The sequence below is a fragment of the Ruthenibacterium intestinale genome, assembly GCF_040096265.1.
GTDB lineage: Bacteria > Bacillota > Clostridia > Oscillospirales > Ruminococcaceae > Ruthenibacterium > Ruthenibacterium komagatae.
This window is the reverse complement of the sequence record NZ_JBBMFA010000101.1, coordinates 161083-175477: the sequence shown is the minus strand read 5'-3', so window position 1 is coordinate 175477 and position 14395 is coordinate 161083. Positions and strand designations below refer to the sequence as shown.

17 protein-coding genes are annotated in these 14395 nt (G+C 45.5%); 7 read left to right on the top strand and 10 right to left on the bottom strand.

Annotated elements, in window-relative coordinates; all coding sequences use genetic code 11:
• From WMO24_RS12180 to WMO24_RS12165, 4 genes are all read left to right on the top strand, one after another.
• A partial coding sequence (locus WMO24_RS12180; protein ID WP_349216690.1) for a sporulation transcriptional regulator SpoIIID occupies window positions 1–165 on the top strand: 165 nt, incomplete at its 5' end.
• 352 nt (window positions 166–517) lie between these two features.
• Window positions 518–1792, top strand: coding sequence for an ATP-binding protein (locus tag WMO24_RS12175; RefSeq protein WP_349216686.1), 1275 nt, complete (start codon window positions 518–520; stop codon window positions 1790–1792).
• Window positions 1793–1941: 149 nt separating this feature from the next.
• Entirely contained in the window at window positions 1942–2184 is a 243-nt protein-coding gene (locus tag WMO24_RS12170; RefSeq protein WP_349216685.1) for a type II toxin-antitoxin system Phd/YefM family antitoxin, read from the top strand.
• Complete coding sequence (locus WMO24_RS12165; RefSeq protein ID WP_349216684.1) at window positions 2181–2564, top strand: type II toxin-antitoxin system death-on-curing family toxin; 384 nt, start codon at window positions 2181–2183, stop codon at window positions 2562–2564. Before WMO24_RS12170 ends, WMO24_RS12165 begins: the two co-directional genes overlap by 4 nt.
• 185 nt (window positions 2565–2749) lie before the next feature.
• Here WMO24_RS12165 and WMO24_RS12160 read toward each other — a convergent pair whose 3' ends face one another.
• From WMO24_RS12160 to WMO24_RS12135, 6 genes are all read right to left on the bottom strand, one after another.
• Window positions 2750–3565 carry a HipA domain-containing protein gene (locus WMO24_RS12160; RefSeq protein WP_349216683.1) on the bottom strand — a complete coding sequence of 272 codons (816 nt, stop codon included), beginning with the start codon at window positions 3563–3565 and terminating at the stop codon, window positions 2750–2752.
• Between the two features lie 2 nt (window positions 3566–3567).
• On the bottom strand, window positions 3568–4116 hold the full coding sequence (locus WMO24_RS12155) for a hypothetical protein (RefSeq protein WP_349216682.1): 549 nt from the start codon (window positions 4114–4116) through the stop codon (window positions 3568–3570).
• A 526-nt stretch (window positions 4117–4642) separates the two neighbouring features.
• Window positions 4643–5029: an immunity protein YezG family protein gene (locus WMO24_RS12150; RefSeq protein ID WP_349216681.1), complete on the bottom strand. Its 387-nt coding sequence runs from the start codon at window positions 5027–5029 to the stop codon at window positions 4643–4645.
• A 5-nt stretch (window positions 5030–5034) separates the two neighbouring features.
• Window positions 5035–6321 carry a DNA/RNA non-specific endonuclease gene (locus tag WMO24_RS12145; protein ID WP_349216680.1) on the bottom strand — a complete coding sequence of 429 codons (1287 nt, stop codon included), beginning with the start codon at window positions 6319–6321 and terminating at the stop codon, window positions 5035–5037.
• Between the two features lie 53 nt (window positions 6322–6374).
• Window positions 6375–7184, bottom strand: coding sequence for a hypothetical protein (locus WMO24_RS12140; RefSeq protein ID WP_349216679.1), 810 nt, complete (start codon window positions 7182–7184; stop codon window positions 6375–6377).
• 98 nt (window positions 7185–7282) lie between these two features.
• Window positions 7283–8230, bottom strand: a complete 948-nt coding sequence (locus WMO24_RS12135) for a helix-turn-helix transcriptional regulator (RefSeq protein WP_349216678.1) — start codon at window positions 8228–8230, stop codon at window positions 7283–7285.
• Between the two features lie 182 nt (window positions 8231–8412).
• Between WMO24_RS12135 and WMO24_RS12130 the strand changes: the two genes are divergently transcribed.
• Window positions 8413–8712 (top strand): helix-turn-helix domain-containing protein, encoded by a 300-nt coding sequence (locus tag WMO24_RS12130; protein ID WP_349216677.1) that lies wholly within the window; start codon window positions 8413–8415, stop codon window positions 8710–8712.
• A 111-nt stretch (window positions 8713–8823) separates the two neighbouring features.
• Here WMO24_RS12130 and WMO24_RS12125 read toward each other — a convergent pair whose 3' ends face one another.
• The 4 genes from WMO24_RS12125 to WMO24_RS12110 form a co-directional block, all read right to left on the bottom strand.
• Entirely contained in the window at window positions 8824–8976 is a 153-nt protein-coding gene (locus WMO24_RS12125; RefSeq protein WP_349216676.1) for a hypothetical protein, read from the bottom strand.
• A 162-nt stretch (window positions 8977–9138) separates the two neighbouring features.
• Window positions 9139–9687, bottom strand: coding sequence for a recombinase family protein (locus WMO24_RS12120; protein ID WP_349216675.1), 549 nt, complete (start codon window positions 9685–9687; stop codon window positions 9139–9141).
• A gap of 56 nt (window positions 9688–9743) precedes the next feature.
• A complete protein-coding gene (locus WMO24_RS12115; protein ID WP_349216674.1) occupies window positions 9744–10325 on the bottom strand; it encodes a hypothetical protein in 582 nt (193 codons plus the stop codon).
• A 250-nt stretch (window positions 10326–10575) separates the two neighbouring features.
• Window positions 10576–12090 carry a hypothetical protein gene (locus tag WMO24_RS12110; protein ID WP_349216673.1) on the bottom strand — a complete coding sequence of 505 codons (1515 nt, stop codon included), beginning with the start codon at window positions 12088–12090 and terminating at the stop codon, window positions 10576–10578.
• Between the two features lie 97 nt (window positions 12091–12187).
• On the opposite strand from WMO24_RS12110, the gene WMO24_RS12105 reads away from it, so the two are divergent.
• Window positions 12188–12613, top strand: a complete 426-nt coding sequence (locus tag WMO24_RS12105; RefSeq protein WP_349216672.1) for a hypothetical protein — start codon at window positions 12188–12190, stop codon at window positions 12611–12613.
• Window positions 12591–14333, top strand: a complete 1743-nt coding sequence (locus WMO24_RS12100; protein ID WP_349216671.1) for a nucleoside/nucleotide kinase family protein — start codon at window positions 12591–12593, stop codon at window positions 14331–14333. The genes WMO24_RS12105 and WMO24_RS12100 overlap by 23 nt, the downstream gene beginning before the upstream one ends.
• The last annotated feature ends 62 nt before the right edge of the window (window positions 14334–14395 follow it).

The following is a 14395-nucleotide window of genomic DNA, read 5'->3' as shown; positions in this document are numbered from 1 at the left end:
TTTGGAATTAGCAAGTCCACAGTCCATAAGGACTTGACACAGCGTCTGAAACGGCAGAATCGCGCATTATACAACAGCGTGCAAAAAGTGCTTCAGGTAAATAAAGAGGAGCGTCATCTGCGGGGCGGCGCCGCCACACGACAGAAATATCACCCGAGCACTTAACTGCACTGCAGTATTTTCACCTCATATTAGCCACAGCAATAAAAAGCGCTGCCCTATAAACACATTAAAACGCAACTTCAAAATTATTTCATCAAAAACCATCCACCTGGTCAATACTGGCGGATAATTTTTTCTTGAGATCCCAGTATTCCATACAAAAATCAAGGAAAGAAAAATAATATTCGTCATTTCGTCCTTTCATTGCGAACATGATCCGCTTTGAGTATTGCAGTATCATCCAAAACGTCGCAACTATCAACTATACGGTGATTTTCTATTGAAGATTTCAAAAATCCGTGATACATTATACATGAAAGTAACGACGCATCTGTTGTAAATATGAGGTGACAAAATGATTGAACGAACTTCCTATCTAAACCGGATGATTCATAACATGTGGAACGGTGAAGTTAAGGTGATTACCGGCATCCGCCGCTGCGGAAAGTCGGTACTGCTGTTCGACTTATTCTTCGAATATCTTCTCTCTCAAGGGATTTCGGAAGATCATATTATAAAAATTGAATTGGATCAGAGACGCTTCTATCAGTTCAGAAACCCCATCACTCTTTGTGAATATGTCGAATCTCTTATCACGGAAAAGAATGCCGAGAAATTTTTTCTTTTCATTGATGAGGTTCAGCTCACCACGAAAGTGATCGACAAAGAAAATGGCGGGATTGAAGTTTCCATCTATGATATGCTGAACGAGCTCAAGGCATATAAAAATTTGGATGTCTATGTGACAGGCAGCAATTCAAAAGGGCTGTCAAAAGATATTGCCACGGAGTTCCGTGGACGCGCTACTCAAATCCATGTATTTCCTCTGTCCTTTGAAGAATTTTTCTCCTATGTGGGCGGTGATGAACGAAGAGCATTGGATGCCTATATGCTTTATGGCGGCATGCCGCGTCTGCTGGCATTATCGGATGAAAAGGATAAAAAAGATTATTTGTCATCGCTGTACACCGAACTGTATGTAAAAGATATTGTTGAACGCAACGGTATCGAACGGGAAGATATTCTGAATGATATTCTTGATTTTCTTGCTTCCCAGATCAGTTCTCTTACCAACCCAACAAATATTGCCAATACCCTGACCAGCATGAAGAAAGAACGGATCAACTCTACGTTGGTTTCAAACTATGTGCAGCATACCATTGACTCTTTCCTTGTTTCCATGGCTCGACGTTACGATATCAAAGGAAAGACCTATTTCAAATATCCCAATAAATACTATTACACGGATATCGGTCTGCGCAACGCCAGATTGAATTACCGCCAATACGATCCCGGCCATATTATGGAAAATATCATCTATAACGAGCTGTTGCACCGGGGCTATTCCGTTGATGTTGGCGTGGTTACCGACCGAACCGGAGGGGCAAACGTACAAAAGGAAATTGATTTTGTTGTAAACGATGCAGATAAAAAAATCTACATCCAGTCAGCCTTTCAGATGGATACGGAAAAAAAAGAATCCTCCGAACTTGCATCTTTGATGCTGACAAAAGACTTTTTCAAAAAAGTCATTATTCGCATGGATATCCCCCATAACTTCTATGACAATCATGGTATTTTTCACTGCAATCTGATCGACCTTCTGCTCGGCCGTGTGGAATTATTTTAATCGGCCGCGCGCATCAACGCCTCAATCACTTCACGATCCGGAACGAGAAACAACTTTTACATCATGGCTGAACAATCCGCTGCTCAACTTCGTTTCGCTTTTCAAACAGGTCTGCTATTTAATATAGATTGGAACTGGAGGTAAATGACATGATACTGGATGCCCAAGAAATGATTTCTGTCAGTGAAGTAAATCAGGACTTCTCCAAAGTCACTCGAATCGCTGATAAGGCCGGGAAAGCTGTCATTTTCAAAGGAGGCCGCCCCAAATACCTTTTGATAGATATTGAAGCGAATCCGCGTCTTTTACTGTCTGAGGATGAATTGATTGGCATTTCTGCCACACGCATTTTTAAAAATCATCGGGCAGCCTTTGAGGAGCTGGCAAAATGATTGTACTGACATCGAACAAAATCTTACAACTTCATCAGTTTCTGATACAGGAAACAGGCGGCCTTGACGGTCTTCGCGATGCAGCTCTGCTTGATTCAGCCGTGCAAAGCCCACTGATAACTTTTGATGGACAAGAACTTTATCCCAGTCATGAAGAAAAGGCGGCAAAGCTGGGTTATACGTTGGCAAAGAATCACGCTTTTATCGACGGGAACAAACGGATTGGTGTCTATGCGCTGCTCATCTTCCTGGATGTAAACGGCGTAGCCATGGAGTATTCTGATACTAACCTGATTGCTCTCGGTCTCGGCATGGCGGACGGATCGTTCTGCTACGAGAGCGTCTTGGATTGGATTGAACAGCATAAACGAACCTATTGATTGCAACAAACCATAGAAAATGACGGTTGTCAGTGCTCCTGACAGCCGTCATTTTTTATGATCTTGTTTTATCCGTTTCGCAGAGCGGCCCCTTTTGCGTCCACCAATCTGTATACACTTAAGACAGAGAGGAGATCTGTATTCATCGCATGAGCAATTTCCTCAGCTGAATAGCCATAATACTATTAGTCTATTGATAGCCTTTTTTGCTGAGCCATGACACAAGTTTCTACCCGATCTTTGATGTAAGAAGTGTCTCTTTCAGCATAGTACTGCAGCGGTTCCGATAATGCCTCCTGCAGATCGAGGACTGTAAAATTCCATTCCAACTGTGGGCCATAAAGGACACGAGACGCTTGAACCTGGCGATAAAATGTAGTCTCCAAAGGTCTTGCTCTAAGCATCTTCAAGTGCTGTTCAGGCTCAATATCCATTGGATAATCTCGTACATTTGACAGCAGACCTGCACCAAAATCAAAGATCGGACAGTAGTCGAATCTATCTTCCTTACGCAATACCGTAATGTTGTTCAGATGTCGATCTTCATTTGCAACGAGCATGTCTATCTCAAATAATAGTGTCAGGTATTCTCCAAATCGACTAAGTCCGGTCAGCCGCTGCACCTGCTCAACGATCCAGCGTACTTTACTGGACAGGTTGGGTTGTTTTCCCGCTTGTCTCTGCCAGTCAGGGCCTACGCCTTTGAGCAGCAGATCAGCAAGCGTAATGATTGAATCCTGCGGCTGGAGAAAATTCTGACTGGAGCAGCCGTTTCGAGTACGACGATGAACTTCCAGTCTCTCCATTCGATAGGGTACATATTCAAACCCTAAATCGCGCACATTCGTTTTTTCCAGCAATGATGATGTTACAGTTTCAGACAGTCCTTCATATCCAAAGAGATCCAACTTATACCATCGGCCGTTTTCCGACCACTTTTCCTGATTTCCTTTTGAAGAGGTCTCTGCAATACGACTTTTGGTTGTCAGTTTCATCGGCATCTTTATCCCTCCACAACTTTGATCCAGAAGTGATCTTCTGCCATGCGTCCCTCTGTTTTGCGTACGATTTCAAGAGGATCATACTGCTCAAGTCCCAGTTGTTCCAAATATCTGCCTAAACCATCTCGTTGACGAGGAACGCAGCGGGATTCCAGGAAACGCTCAAAATCTCCCCAGTCCGGATCCTCATTCACACCGAAGGCTGTGGATAATGGATCGTTCAAGAGATTTTCGATTGCAATGCTCCGAGCTGTCTGATCAGCACAGATTTTGGTACATAATGTCCGCTCATTATAAAAATACAGGATTAGTACGTTGTGTTTCTTTGCTCGCGCATCTATAAGAAAATCCTCATACTTTTTAGAACCCGCCCGGCGAATTGTAATACACTCACCATCAAAGTGCAAAACAATCTCTCTGTTTTGATCCGTGAGGCCCATCTGGCGAACCCATGCCGGTGGCAGCGCGACCCTGAAACCTTTTGAGTGAGAGCCAGCAGTTCCACTTGCTTTACTGATCCGAATTTTTCCTCTTCGCTCTTCGTAATTCATTTGCCGCTCCCTCACTCTCACTTGCTGTTATTATTATATCCATTGGGCCCCAATAAATCAAATTATCTTTGCTCAACAAAATAGATATTTCAGCCTATTAAGATTCAAAAAACTGAGTATACCGTCAAAAGCACCTACATTGTTTTCACCGGACCCGAACAAGAGAACGAGCAAAGGAAAGCGGCACACTAATCTAATCCGCTGTGCATTTCTAAATTAAAACGGCAGTCAGCCAGATAGTATAGGGTAGGAGAATCAGTTGGGTTCTAAGGAATTCAAGTAGGCTTTCACAGAAGCGTAGTAGGTGCGCAGGAACTTGTTGGCGGATGCCATCATGTAGACACGGTATTGGCACTCTTTTTTATATAATTCTTTTGTCCTGTATAGGTATACCCTTATGAGACAGGTAAATAAAACAAAAACAAGTGCCAATAGGCTTGCTTTTCTTCATTGGGATGTCCCAATCTGGACGCGGCAACCTATTGGCACACTGTTTTATCAGGTATGATTTATTCGACGGAACAAATTACACCAGATATGTTTTCTCCCATTGCTGCATATGCTCGTAAGAACCTTCCGTCAGATCCGAATTATCAAACAGCAACTGCGGCATTTCCGTGCCGGTTTTTATAAGTAAAGTGAAGTTAGACCATTCATCGGAAAAATTCGCACGAAGCAGTTGCGCAATCTGCGAAAATGCTTTCTCTAGAGTTTTCTCAGACAGGCTGAGTTCCTGATACATTTTATAACACTGATGCCACTTTTGATTTTCTTCCGTCTTCACATAGTAATAAATCATGTAAGAAGCAGCTGTCACTTCACCGTAAACGGCAACCTGCTTCACATTAGCTTTTTCCGGAATCGTTTGTTGGATCATTTCGGATATCTGTTTTGCTAACATGTCTTTTTTCATTTCTCTCACCTGCCGCACACATTGTCAAACACTTTTTGAATCTTTTTATCTTTCGTTTCCACAGTATAAGTGAACCCACTGGGTCGGATTCCCTGCTGATCATCGTATCGAACCTCAATTTTGATTTTGGGGTTCTCACCGTTTTCCAGCATTTTTGCGACAGTCAACTCCATCGACTTATAGTCGCCCCGATTCAACCTTGCGTCCATCGGAACAATATTCAGCCACGATGCATCCCCTCCCAGCAACTTTGCCACAAGATGTCCACCATCATCACTATCGACGCGATCCAGTCCTCCGCTTGTTCTCTGGTCCACTTGATTTCTTACGCTGTCCTCTTCCGGAAAACGCGGATACCCTTCTATCAGCGTCACACGCCCTTGGTCGTCCGTGTGGTATGTAAACCCATCTAAAGTATACTCGGCATTGGGGATTCGATATTCGTGCACAGTTTTTTCGCTGATATTCCCCACACGGAAACCAGCCACCTTATTGGTCACATCGCGATGTTCCTGTGTCGCGGAGTTATTGGGTCCGGGAGTATCCAGAATATTCAGGCGCAGCATCGAACCGGAAATGCCGGGGATGTCTCCGTCCAGATCAACATAAAACACCTTGTCATCCTTGTTATACTCGTCCAGCAGGTCAGGTGTCACCGGTCTGCTTTTGTACAAAATCTCCCCCTGCCGGGTGCTGCATTCCACGGTGAAGCCCTCTTTATTGTCGCAATCATGAATCCGCGTGATTTTCGCTGTGGTCGCATCGTTGGCCGCTGGCAGAAGGTCGCGCCCCAGCAGAGCATTGATGAGCGTAGACTTTCCGCTGCTCATGGTGGCGACTACCGCCATATCAAAATCATTTTTTCGCTCCTGCTGATAGCTGCGCTGCAATTCCTCACTGCGCAGCTCTTCCACGGGGGAATCCTTGAATGTTGCCACCAGCTTGTCCAGCTCCTGCAGAACATTTTTATCTTCCCGCAGTTCGCCTTTCAGCGCTCTCAGTATAAAGCTCGTTTTATGATCCTTGCCGCTCTGGTTGTTCCACTGATCGCAGAAGAGCTGCAGATCCTGATAGTCGATTTTCCTGCCGGTAAACTCAATTTCCACTTCCCGCTCATTCAGCGCATTCTGGATTTCGACAGCAAAACCTTTCCAGTTCGGCGCGGGATAAAACCATGTTTGCAGCCTGCGTCTACGCAGGTATTGCGCCCACGGCGTTTTATTTGCGCTTTTCCCATTCACCTGAAAACGGCTTTCCAGCAGGTACGGATTGTACGAAATTGATAACATCATTTGTCCTGAACTCCTTTTTCGGTCTATTTTTTATATTGCTTTTATGTAATTGATCAATCCTGACACAGAGTGGAATTCTCAAACGAACAGTTTTTGAATGTCGAGTGCTTTGACAAAATCTTTACGCAATCGTTGAATTCACAAGAATCCGTATCACTTATTGCCAGAAAGAGGCAACACGAATCCCACTGGTCAGAATCCCCCTGCGCTGTAAAATTGCAGTGCAGAATAATATTAAGATCCGTTACTTTTATAAAAGGCGGGACAGAAAAATGGTGTTTTTTCCGAGGCGCAAAGCTGAAATCGCAGAACGCAAATGCTGCGCATTCTCTTTCTTTGTCCTCTTCGCCGGCATCATCTAATTCATCCTCATCATCGATCTCATCCCCAATTTTGTCATCGTCATCCTCTTCTTCGATCCGGCTTCCCAAAAGTCTCTTCAAAGGATCCTCCGGGCTGCTGAAAAACTGGCCCGCGAAATTTTCCGTTTTCACCTCTGCAGCCAGGAAATTTATATCACTTCTGAAAAAATTCCCAACGCAATCGCAGAAATCCACCTTTTCCAGCTTTACGCGTCCTGTACTGTTCACCGCCCATTGTTCAGTCGAATCAATGGTCAGATTCTCAACCCTGCAGTTTTCAATTTTCAAAACGCCTGAACTCTGAATCAGACATCCGTATTTATCTTTCGACCGCCATGCCTCTCCGGGCTCCGCCCCCTTTATCACACAGTTTTTGAGATTAAGAGACCCACTTTGCCAGATATCAACGTAGGCACGCGGCGTGATCCGGATCTCACAGTTCTCGCAAACTACATTTGCACCGATATCTACCTTTGCATTCAGATACAGGACCTGATTCATCAGCGCAGCATCCTTCCAAAATTCCCGGTTCGTGCTCACATGGGAGATTGCTTGCTGCTTTGCTTGCTGAAAGTCAATGTTCATCGTTTTTTCACTCCTCAAATAGTGCTGTCTTTTATCTTGCGAATATATGCGTCCTGACTTCCAAGCCACATGTCAATTCCTTTTCCGAACACCTCGGCGGTGACGAGCCAGCCGGTTTCCGTCTTTCGCTCAACTTTTGCGGTGGGCAGCCGGTCGAGCACGGCCTCGATACTGGGCCCGGTGTACTCAAAGCGGATGCGCCGCAGCTCGCCGCCGTACATGAACTGGATGCGCTTGCGCATCTCGCCCTCCTGAAACCGGTCCTTGTACGGAACGTGGAAATGTTCACCTGTCACGGTCAGCGCTTCGATTTTGTCGATGCGGTAAATGGTAGGGGATTGATCCTGCGGATTTTCAAAGTGCTCTTCCTTATCGATCCCCTCAATGAAAGCCGCAAGATAGAAATAGTACTCGCTGAACAGGATTCCCACCGGCTGGACCCGCCGGGTGACCGTATCGTTTTTGTGTGTGCGGTGATACGTGATCTCCAGAACCTGATGCTTTTCTACCGCAGTGCCGATCGTCCATAACTGCTCCACAAACATTTTCCCATGATGCGGCTCGACATAGTGGAATTTCTCATTGGCAATCAGCGACTGCACCTGTTTCAGGCTCTCTCTCGGTGTGCAGCAGCGCACCAGTTTATCAAGGATGGGGAACATTTCATCGCATACCATGCTGCGGCTTTCCAGCAGGATTTTGGCTACGGCTAGCACTTCACTGTTGGTCAGTGCTGTTGCTTGATCTGCCCTCAGAACATAAGCGCGCGTTTTTGCATCATATACCAGACACCGGGATTCGCCGGAAAGAGTAAAAAAATTCCGGAGATCTTCAATATCTCGCTGAATGCTCTTTTCGGCTACTCCAAATTTTTGAGCAAGCTCACTTTTTCTCAGGGCTTCGCCCTGGGTAAGCATGATGTACAGTTCTAAAAGGCGTGTGTTCTTATCAGTATCCGCCATCTTTTCATCACCTCCTCAGTCACTTTAGCACAAGTGCATACCCCAAAACTGTCCAACCGGCAAAATCTATATTATTTTCTCTATATTTGCAGCAATTCTATCATATATTCACGGCAAATTCTACTATATTCTCTTAATATCACTTATATATTCATGGTACACTCAGCAGGAGGTATCGAGTTATGAGTGATATTACAGTCGCACTGGGTAAAAAAATAAGGTCGCTCCGTCAGGCACATGGCTGGACGCAGGAAAATCTTGCCGAGTATGCCGATCTTCATGTATCGTATATTGTTCTTTTGGAAAAGGGAAGCAACCGGGCAACCATTGAGACTCTGGACAAACTGGCAAAGGCCTTTGGCATTTCCATCTCAGATCTGGTCCAGTCTCTGGATGAAGCACGCGATGATCCCGTGCAGAAACAGCTGCGTGAAGTTCTCGAAGATTTTGTTCAGAAGATCGATGCCATATACAAGCAATAATCATCCGGTTCAGCCATTTTCTGTCCTTCTTCCATGATACGGTCTGTCTGTCTGCAGTTGTTAAGCTGCGAGCATAAAAAAGGAACGATGCGCAGGCATCGTTCCTTTTTGTTATTCCATCGCTTCCAGAATTTTCTTGATCTGGGCAACAATGGCATTCAACTGTTCCTCGGCCTGATGATCTTCTTTCCTTTTTTCAGCCTCCCGGCTGCAGAACTCCAAAAGCTGTTTCAATAATACCAATAAATCAGGTGTCACTTCCATTAATAAGCTCCTCTCCCATGCGAGTCACGAAATCCAAATCAGTTGCTCTGAAAGCGCAGAATAAAAGATCCGTACAATCCGGGATCTGCCCACTTGATAAAATAACATACAATGCGTTAAAAGACGAGCGTTTCTCCTGAAGAAGAGTGCGGGAAAAGAATTTCAATCTGCAGCCGCAACCCGGTAAAACGTACTCTTGCTGACGTTCATCTTCCGCATGGCCTGCGTGGCGGTCAGATTGCCTTTACGATATTCCTCTAAAACAGGTTGAAGCGCCGTTCGGTCAATGGGTTTGCGTCCCTTGTATCTCCCGGCCTGTTTGGCGATGGCGATGCCCTCCCGCTGTCTTTGCAGAATATATTCCCGCTCCAGTTCGGCCACGGCGGCAAATACCGTCAGCATAAATTTTCCCGTTGGTGTGGTCGTATCAATGGCTTCTTTTTTACTGACGAACCCGATGCCCTTCGCGTTCAGCTGTTCCATCAGCTCCAGCAGATCCCGGGTGTTTCTGGCAAAGCGGCTGATGCTCTCCACCACGATGGTATCGCCCTGCCGTGCGAATGCCAGCATCTCCTGCAGCTGGGGACGGTTCGCATTTTTGCCGCTGGCCTTATCAAGATACACTTTCTCAACGCCCAATTCCCGCATCAGTACTTCCTGACGGGCACTGTTCTGCTCCGCGGTGCTGACGCGGACATATCCAATCAACATAAACTTCATCCTCTCTTCGATAAAAAAGAAAGCCCGCGGGCTTTCTTTTTTTGCTGTTATTCATCCATCCGTGCATAGACGGTTTCTGCAATGGCATCGTAAAACGCTCCCGGCATATTCAGCAGTTCTTCAATATCACTTTCATCGAATCCTTCCTCGAGCAGAAGAAACACATCGTCTTCCAGAAATCCCATATTGCAGGCGGTTTCCAACAGCGTGTCCAGAGAGGTGGCCGTGTTCTTCCTAAAATGGCGGCGGCTTTGGGGCATCCAGCAGTCATAAGCGCCGCAGTCCCACCAGCGCAGGTGTTTGTGCAGGTGGGACGTATCAAAGCGGCTCATCTGCAGCCGTCCGTCCGGGCGGCTACACAGGATGTCCCCTTCGGACAGACTGACGATCTCTTTGCTGTGCGGCAAAAAACTGCACTGGGTAAGGGCTTCTTTCAGGATGTCTGCGGTGCTGGCATAACAGATCAGACCGTTCTCAAACCGATAGATGCAGAGCGGACTGTTTCCCTTGACCAGATACAAATGATTGAACTGATTGAGAATTGTCAGGGAGAACGAACCTTCCAGCCGGGCAGCTGTATTTCCAATGGTTTCGGCATCCAGCCGTCCGTCCTGCTCCAGAAGCTGCACCGCTACATAGCGGCGAACACGTAGGTAATTGAGGAGACTGTATACGTCTTTACGTTATTTGTTAGAGTTGAATAAAAAAATAAACAAAAGGTTTATGACAACCCTATACAAATTTCGCGCTCAATTTCTTTCTGGTGGGCCGGTGTAAAAGTGTAAGCATGTTTGTTTTTACACTCTGCCTAAATACTTATGTCCATGAGGCAAAATTAAAAAGGCTGAGAGCTATCCCAGCCTTTTGAGCTATATATAATTACGAATTATCTCTTATTTGATGTACATCCAACAAGCTGTCCAGCACTTTCAAGAACGCGTCGGGCGGTAACTGATCAGAACCTCCCACAATATAAAAATTAACGAAAAAGAAATGCTGTATGGCACATATAAAACGATTCGCCAGCGTCACCAACTGACTTACGACTGAATTCACACGATTCTCGTCTATCACTTCCATTTGATGATGTTGATAATGATACAAGTCACCTATCGTTTCTTCCCATTGCTTTCTGCACGTAGGTGTAGGAAGAGATTCCAACCATTCAAATATAGTAATTCCTTCAATTTTAGGGAAAGCCGTCTGAAGCCGTTTTCTCCACACCGCCCGTTCTCTTTTAGGGAAGGTATCCGTTATATCACTCGCCTGATTCTGTTCAAGTAACATGATGTACCTGTAATACACATTTTTCCAAAGATACCTGTAGCGAAACTGTCCCCATCGCTTCAAATCATGCGAATTACATCTTTTCTCCAGCTCCTCTAATGGGGGCCGTCCATTTCTAAGTGCAGATTTATATACACGCCATCCACTCCTCGCATAGTTTAAAAGCATTGACGCTGTTGAAAGAGCTTTTTGTGTATTCTCGATGTCATAGACCTGCTGGACCAAGTTTGCAAAAGAGCGCAAAATCAGTTCTTCGCGAAGGATTTCAAGAGAGCAATCCTTGTCACCTTCTTTGATCGACACACTTCTTTTGTTTTCTAAATCCCTTGGCCCTTTGATGTACTTCGGTGTTGGTGTAGACGCATAATAAAAAAGGACATTGGTATGATAGGCAAATCGTGAAATGATTTTGGGACTCCAACCTTTTACCAAGTTGCTGTGCTCCTCTTTTGAATAATTGCTCAGAAGGTCATTCTGGACAGTTGGATTACGTTCATAATTTTTGACACCACACAAAAACAGTTCATCTTTTCGCAATTCGGCATATGACATAAATGCATTTCGAAAGCGCCGCGACTCCGTTTCGATGACCTGTTGCACATCATAGACATCACCTTGAGAAACAAATCCAACCAACGTCTTGTTTTTATGATAGAGCTTACTTATGTTCCTTTTGAAATCTGTGTACTTCTCTTCCGCGCCTTTTAAAAAAGGTCTGAATATTTCATAACAAAATTGATTGTACCCTACTGTCCATATAACATTCTCATCATCGGAAGTCGCAGATACCAATGCTTCTCCCACACCACGCATACAGTACCACAGGTTTTCTTCATATGTTTGCCAGAGAAAATCAAACAACTCTTCTTTTTCCCATGAAAGTATCGTCTGGATATTTACGATTGTATTATGAATGTCTAGTGATGCATCCGTTTTGATCCAATTCCAAAAATCAAACTTCAACAGATTCACCCATGTAGCAAGCTCATCCTCACCATGCATAAGCTTCTTTACCTGTTCAGCCTGATAAATAAAAAATTCTGCCAAATCTTCGCCCCAGTATGCATATAGGCCGTCAACTAATTTGTCGAATTCTGGAATCACCATCGTATTCAGCTCCTAAAAAATCGCAAAAACTGCTTTAAAATCCGCTTTGAATCCAGAGTAAAATAGAAAAAAACAAGCAAAGGAGCGCCGACTGAACATGAATGACTTTCTGGAAATGCTGAAAGAAATTGAAGAACTGGGCCAACTTGCCACTCGAGAGAACGATCTGCCCGAAGATAGAGTGGTAAAAGAGCCCCCGTTTGACGAGACAGACACCCCCGTCTCAGATGACTTGGACTCGATTCCGGTAGCGGACTGGTTTGATGCGCCAGAATACACACAGGAGGAGCTTGAAAAAGCGTGCCAGTGTGTAGGCTGGGCGGTATACCTCGCCACTCGCAGTGGATACGGTGAAGCTGCTCTGGCCTACCTCACGATTAATGGTCAGAACGCATTTATCGAACAGTGCCGCAATGAGCTTCTTCCACATTTCGATCAAACCAGTTCGCCGCTTCTGCCAAGTGGATCACTCATTGGGCCTTTTCGGCTGGAAAGCGAGGATGATCAAGATGAACTCCACTAACTTGTCTCTCCATCTCCAAAGCGAAAATGGAACAACTTTCCATTTATCTGAAAGTGGGATTCGCTTTACTGAATCTGGTAAAACAGGGTCAGTAGTGCTATCCAATTTTTGTCTTCTGGTGCAGGACTTTTTTATTTTAATTGAAGAATCCAATACTAGCAAAGGCCCATTGTTCCGTCTGTCTGTTACCCAAGAATCTGAAACAAGTCTTCTACCAGATGCCTTCTCCACGCAATCGCTCCGCAAGTGGCTCAAGGCTATACCGGATCCGCGGCTGACAATCTTTCCAGAGCGCAAGGCCATTGAACTGATTATCGACAGCGTCCGTCTTCAGCTACGAGATGAACCTCGAAAAGTTTTTTCAGTTGCGCACACCGGCTGGAATCGGTTGGGTGACCGCTGGGCCTATGTCCTCAGGGAGAAAATCTTTTTGCCCTCAGATATAGGGCTTAACGATGTGCAAAGCGATTGGAAACTGCAAGCGCGTGAAGAGCATTTCGCTGTAGATGATGCCGACAACGAAAGACTGCAATCCGCCGCCTATTTTCTCTCTCTCGCCCGCTCCATTCCACAGGTAACAGCACCGCTCTGCTTATACTTGATTCTCATGCTTCTCTATACTCGGCTGATACGACTAGGCATATTCCCCGATTTTTGGCTATGGGTGGCAGGTCCTTCCGGAAGCGGCAAGACCAGCATCTGCGAACAATCGCTCTGTTTTCTTTCTGGCACTGGGCGGAAAGCCTTTACTGTCAGCTTGACCAGCACAAGCGCCGGTCTCAACCATCTCCTTGCCAGCCAGTACGACCTTCCGCTGATCCTGGATGATTATTCCACCAGCGAAGGCACGAAGCAACAGCGAGGCTATCAAGATGTAATAGATGCTACCATGCGCCATGCCACTAATGGTACTGGACGGTACACACGAAACGGCTTCCAGAAAGATCACTGTCTCGCCGTTGTAACTGCCGAAATGCCTCTGCAAAAATACTCTATGGCATCACGAGCTCTATCCGTTTTCGTACCTACTGGAATTAATTTTTCTCTGCTCGATCGGATTCAGGAAGATTCCCATTTCTCATCCTTCATCGATCATTTTTTAGCCTGGCTGGTCGCCCACCCCGATATTTTCCAAATATTCGAATCCGGGAAAACGTGGATTCTGTCTCCCGATCACCATCGTCCCTATACTGATGCAAGGCTCACTTCGCACACCCGCTTTTTGCATGCAGCGCATCTGATGCTTAGGAAGTATCTGCAGGACATTAAATTTCCTGAATCGAGTTTGGATAAAGAGATCCGCTATTTGTCCACTGAGGTTCAAAAGTTGGGGGAAATCAACACCGCCTTCCTTCAGAAGCTCAAGCAAAGCGCCATTATCGGGGATGACGCCGGTTGGATACCACAACTGAGTCGTGCTTTGCTGGGGAACGGAGCCTTCGTTTTTGGAAAAAATGCCAACAGTCTGACGGATGTCACCGTTGATGCTTGCTGGCATCAAGGCAATATCGCAGTGAAACCTCAAGCAATTCTCCGTTTTCTGCGGCAAACATTCCCAGAAGGGGCTTGGGACACACAAACAGTTTACCGAGCCCTTGCTGCAGCCAATCTGGTGAAACCCGGAAAAGACGGAAAGACTACGCGGGTCATCGGAAGATGCTGCAGAGTGCTGGTTTTTGAGACTGAAAATCTGCGCCTGCATGCTGCCGCAAGTTTGTGAAGTTGAAACAGATATTATCAATATGAAAGCGACATGATATACGACATTCAAGGAGGATTCTG

Coding starts and splice junctions, on each gene's coding strand:
- WMO24_RS12100 (WP_349216671.1), top strand. CDS start 12,591: ATGATCAAGATGAACTCCACTAACTTGTCTCTCCATCTCCAAAGCGAA.
- WMO24_RS12160 (WP_349216683.1), bottom strand. CDS start 3,565: ATGCCGATGAAACTGACAACCAAAAGTCGTATTGCAGAGACCTCTTCA.
- WMO24_RS12170 (WP_349216685.1), top strand. CDS start 1,942: ATGATACTGGATGCCCAAGAAATGATTTCTGTCAGTGAAGTAAATCAG.
- WMO24_RS12135 (WP_349216678.1), bottom strand. CDS start 8,230: ATGGCGGATACTGATAAGAACACACGCCTTTTAGAACTGTACATCATG.
- WMO24_RS12130 (WP_349216677.1), top strand. CDS start 8,413: ATGAGTGATATTACAGTCGCACTGGGTAAAAAAATAAGGTCGCTCCGT.
- WMO24_RS12175 (WP_349216686.1), top strand. CDS start 518: ATGATTGAACGAACTTCCTATCTAAACCGGATGATTCATAACATGTGG.
- WMO24_RS12105 (WP_349216672.1), top strand. CDS start 12,188: ATGAATGACTTTCTGGAAATGCTGAAAGAAATTGAAGAACTGGGCCAA.
- WMO24_RS12125 (WP_349216676.1), bottom strand. CDS start 8,976: ATGGAAGTGACACCTGATTTATTGGTATTATTGAAACAGCTTTTGGAG.
- WMO24_RS12145 (WP_349216680.1), bottom strand. CDS start 6,321: ATGATGTTATCAATTTCGTACAATCCGTACCTGCTGGAAAGCCGTTTT.
- WMO24_RS12140 (WP_349216679.1), bottom strand. CDS start 7,184: ATGAATCAGGTCCTGTATCTGAATGCAAAGGTAGATATCGGTGCAAAT.
- WMO24_RS12120 (WP_349216675.1), bottom strand. CDS start 9,687: ATGTTGATTGGATATGTCCGCGTCAGCACCGCGGAGCAGAACAGTGCC.
- WMO24_RS12155 (WP_349216682.1), bottom strand. CDS start 4,116: ATGAATTACGAAGAGCGAAGAGGAAAAATTCGGATCAGTAAAGCAAGT.
- WMO24_RS12110 (WP_349216673.1), bottom strand. CDS start 12,090: ATGGTGATTCCAGAATTCGACAAATTAGTTGACGGCCTATATGCATAC.
- WMO24_RS12165 (WP_349216684.1), top strand. CDS start 2,181: ATGATTGTACTGACATCGAACAAAATCTTACAACTTCATCAGTTTCTG.
- WMO24_RS12150 (WP_349216681.1), bottom strand. CDS start 5,029: ATGAAAAAAGACATGTTAGCAAAACAGATATCCGAAATGATCCAACAA.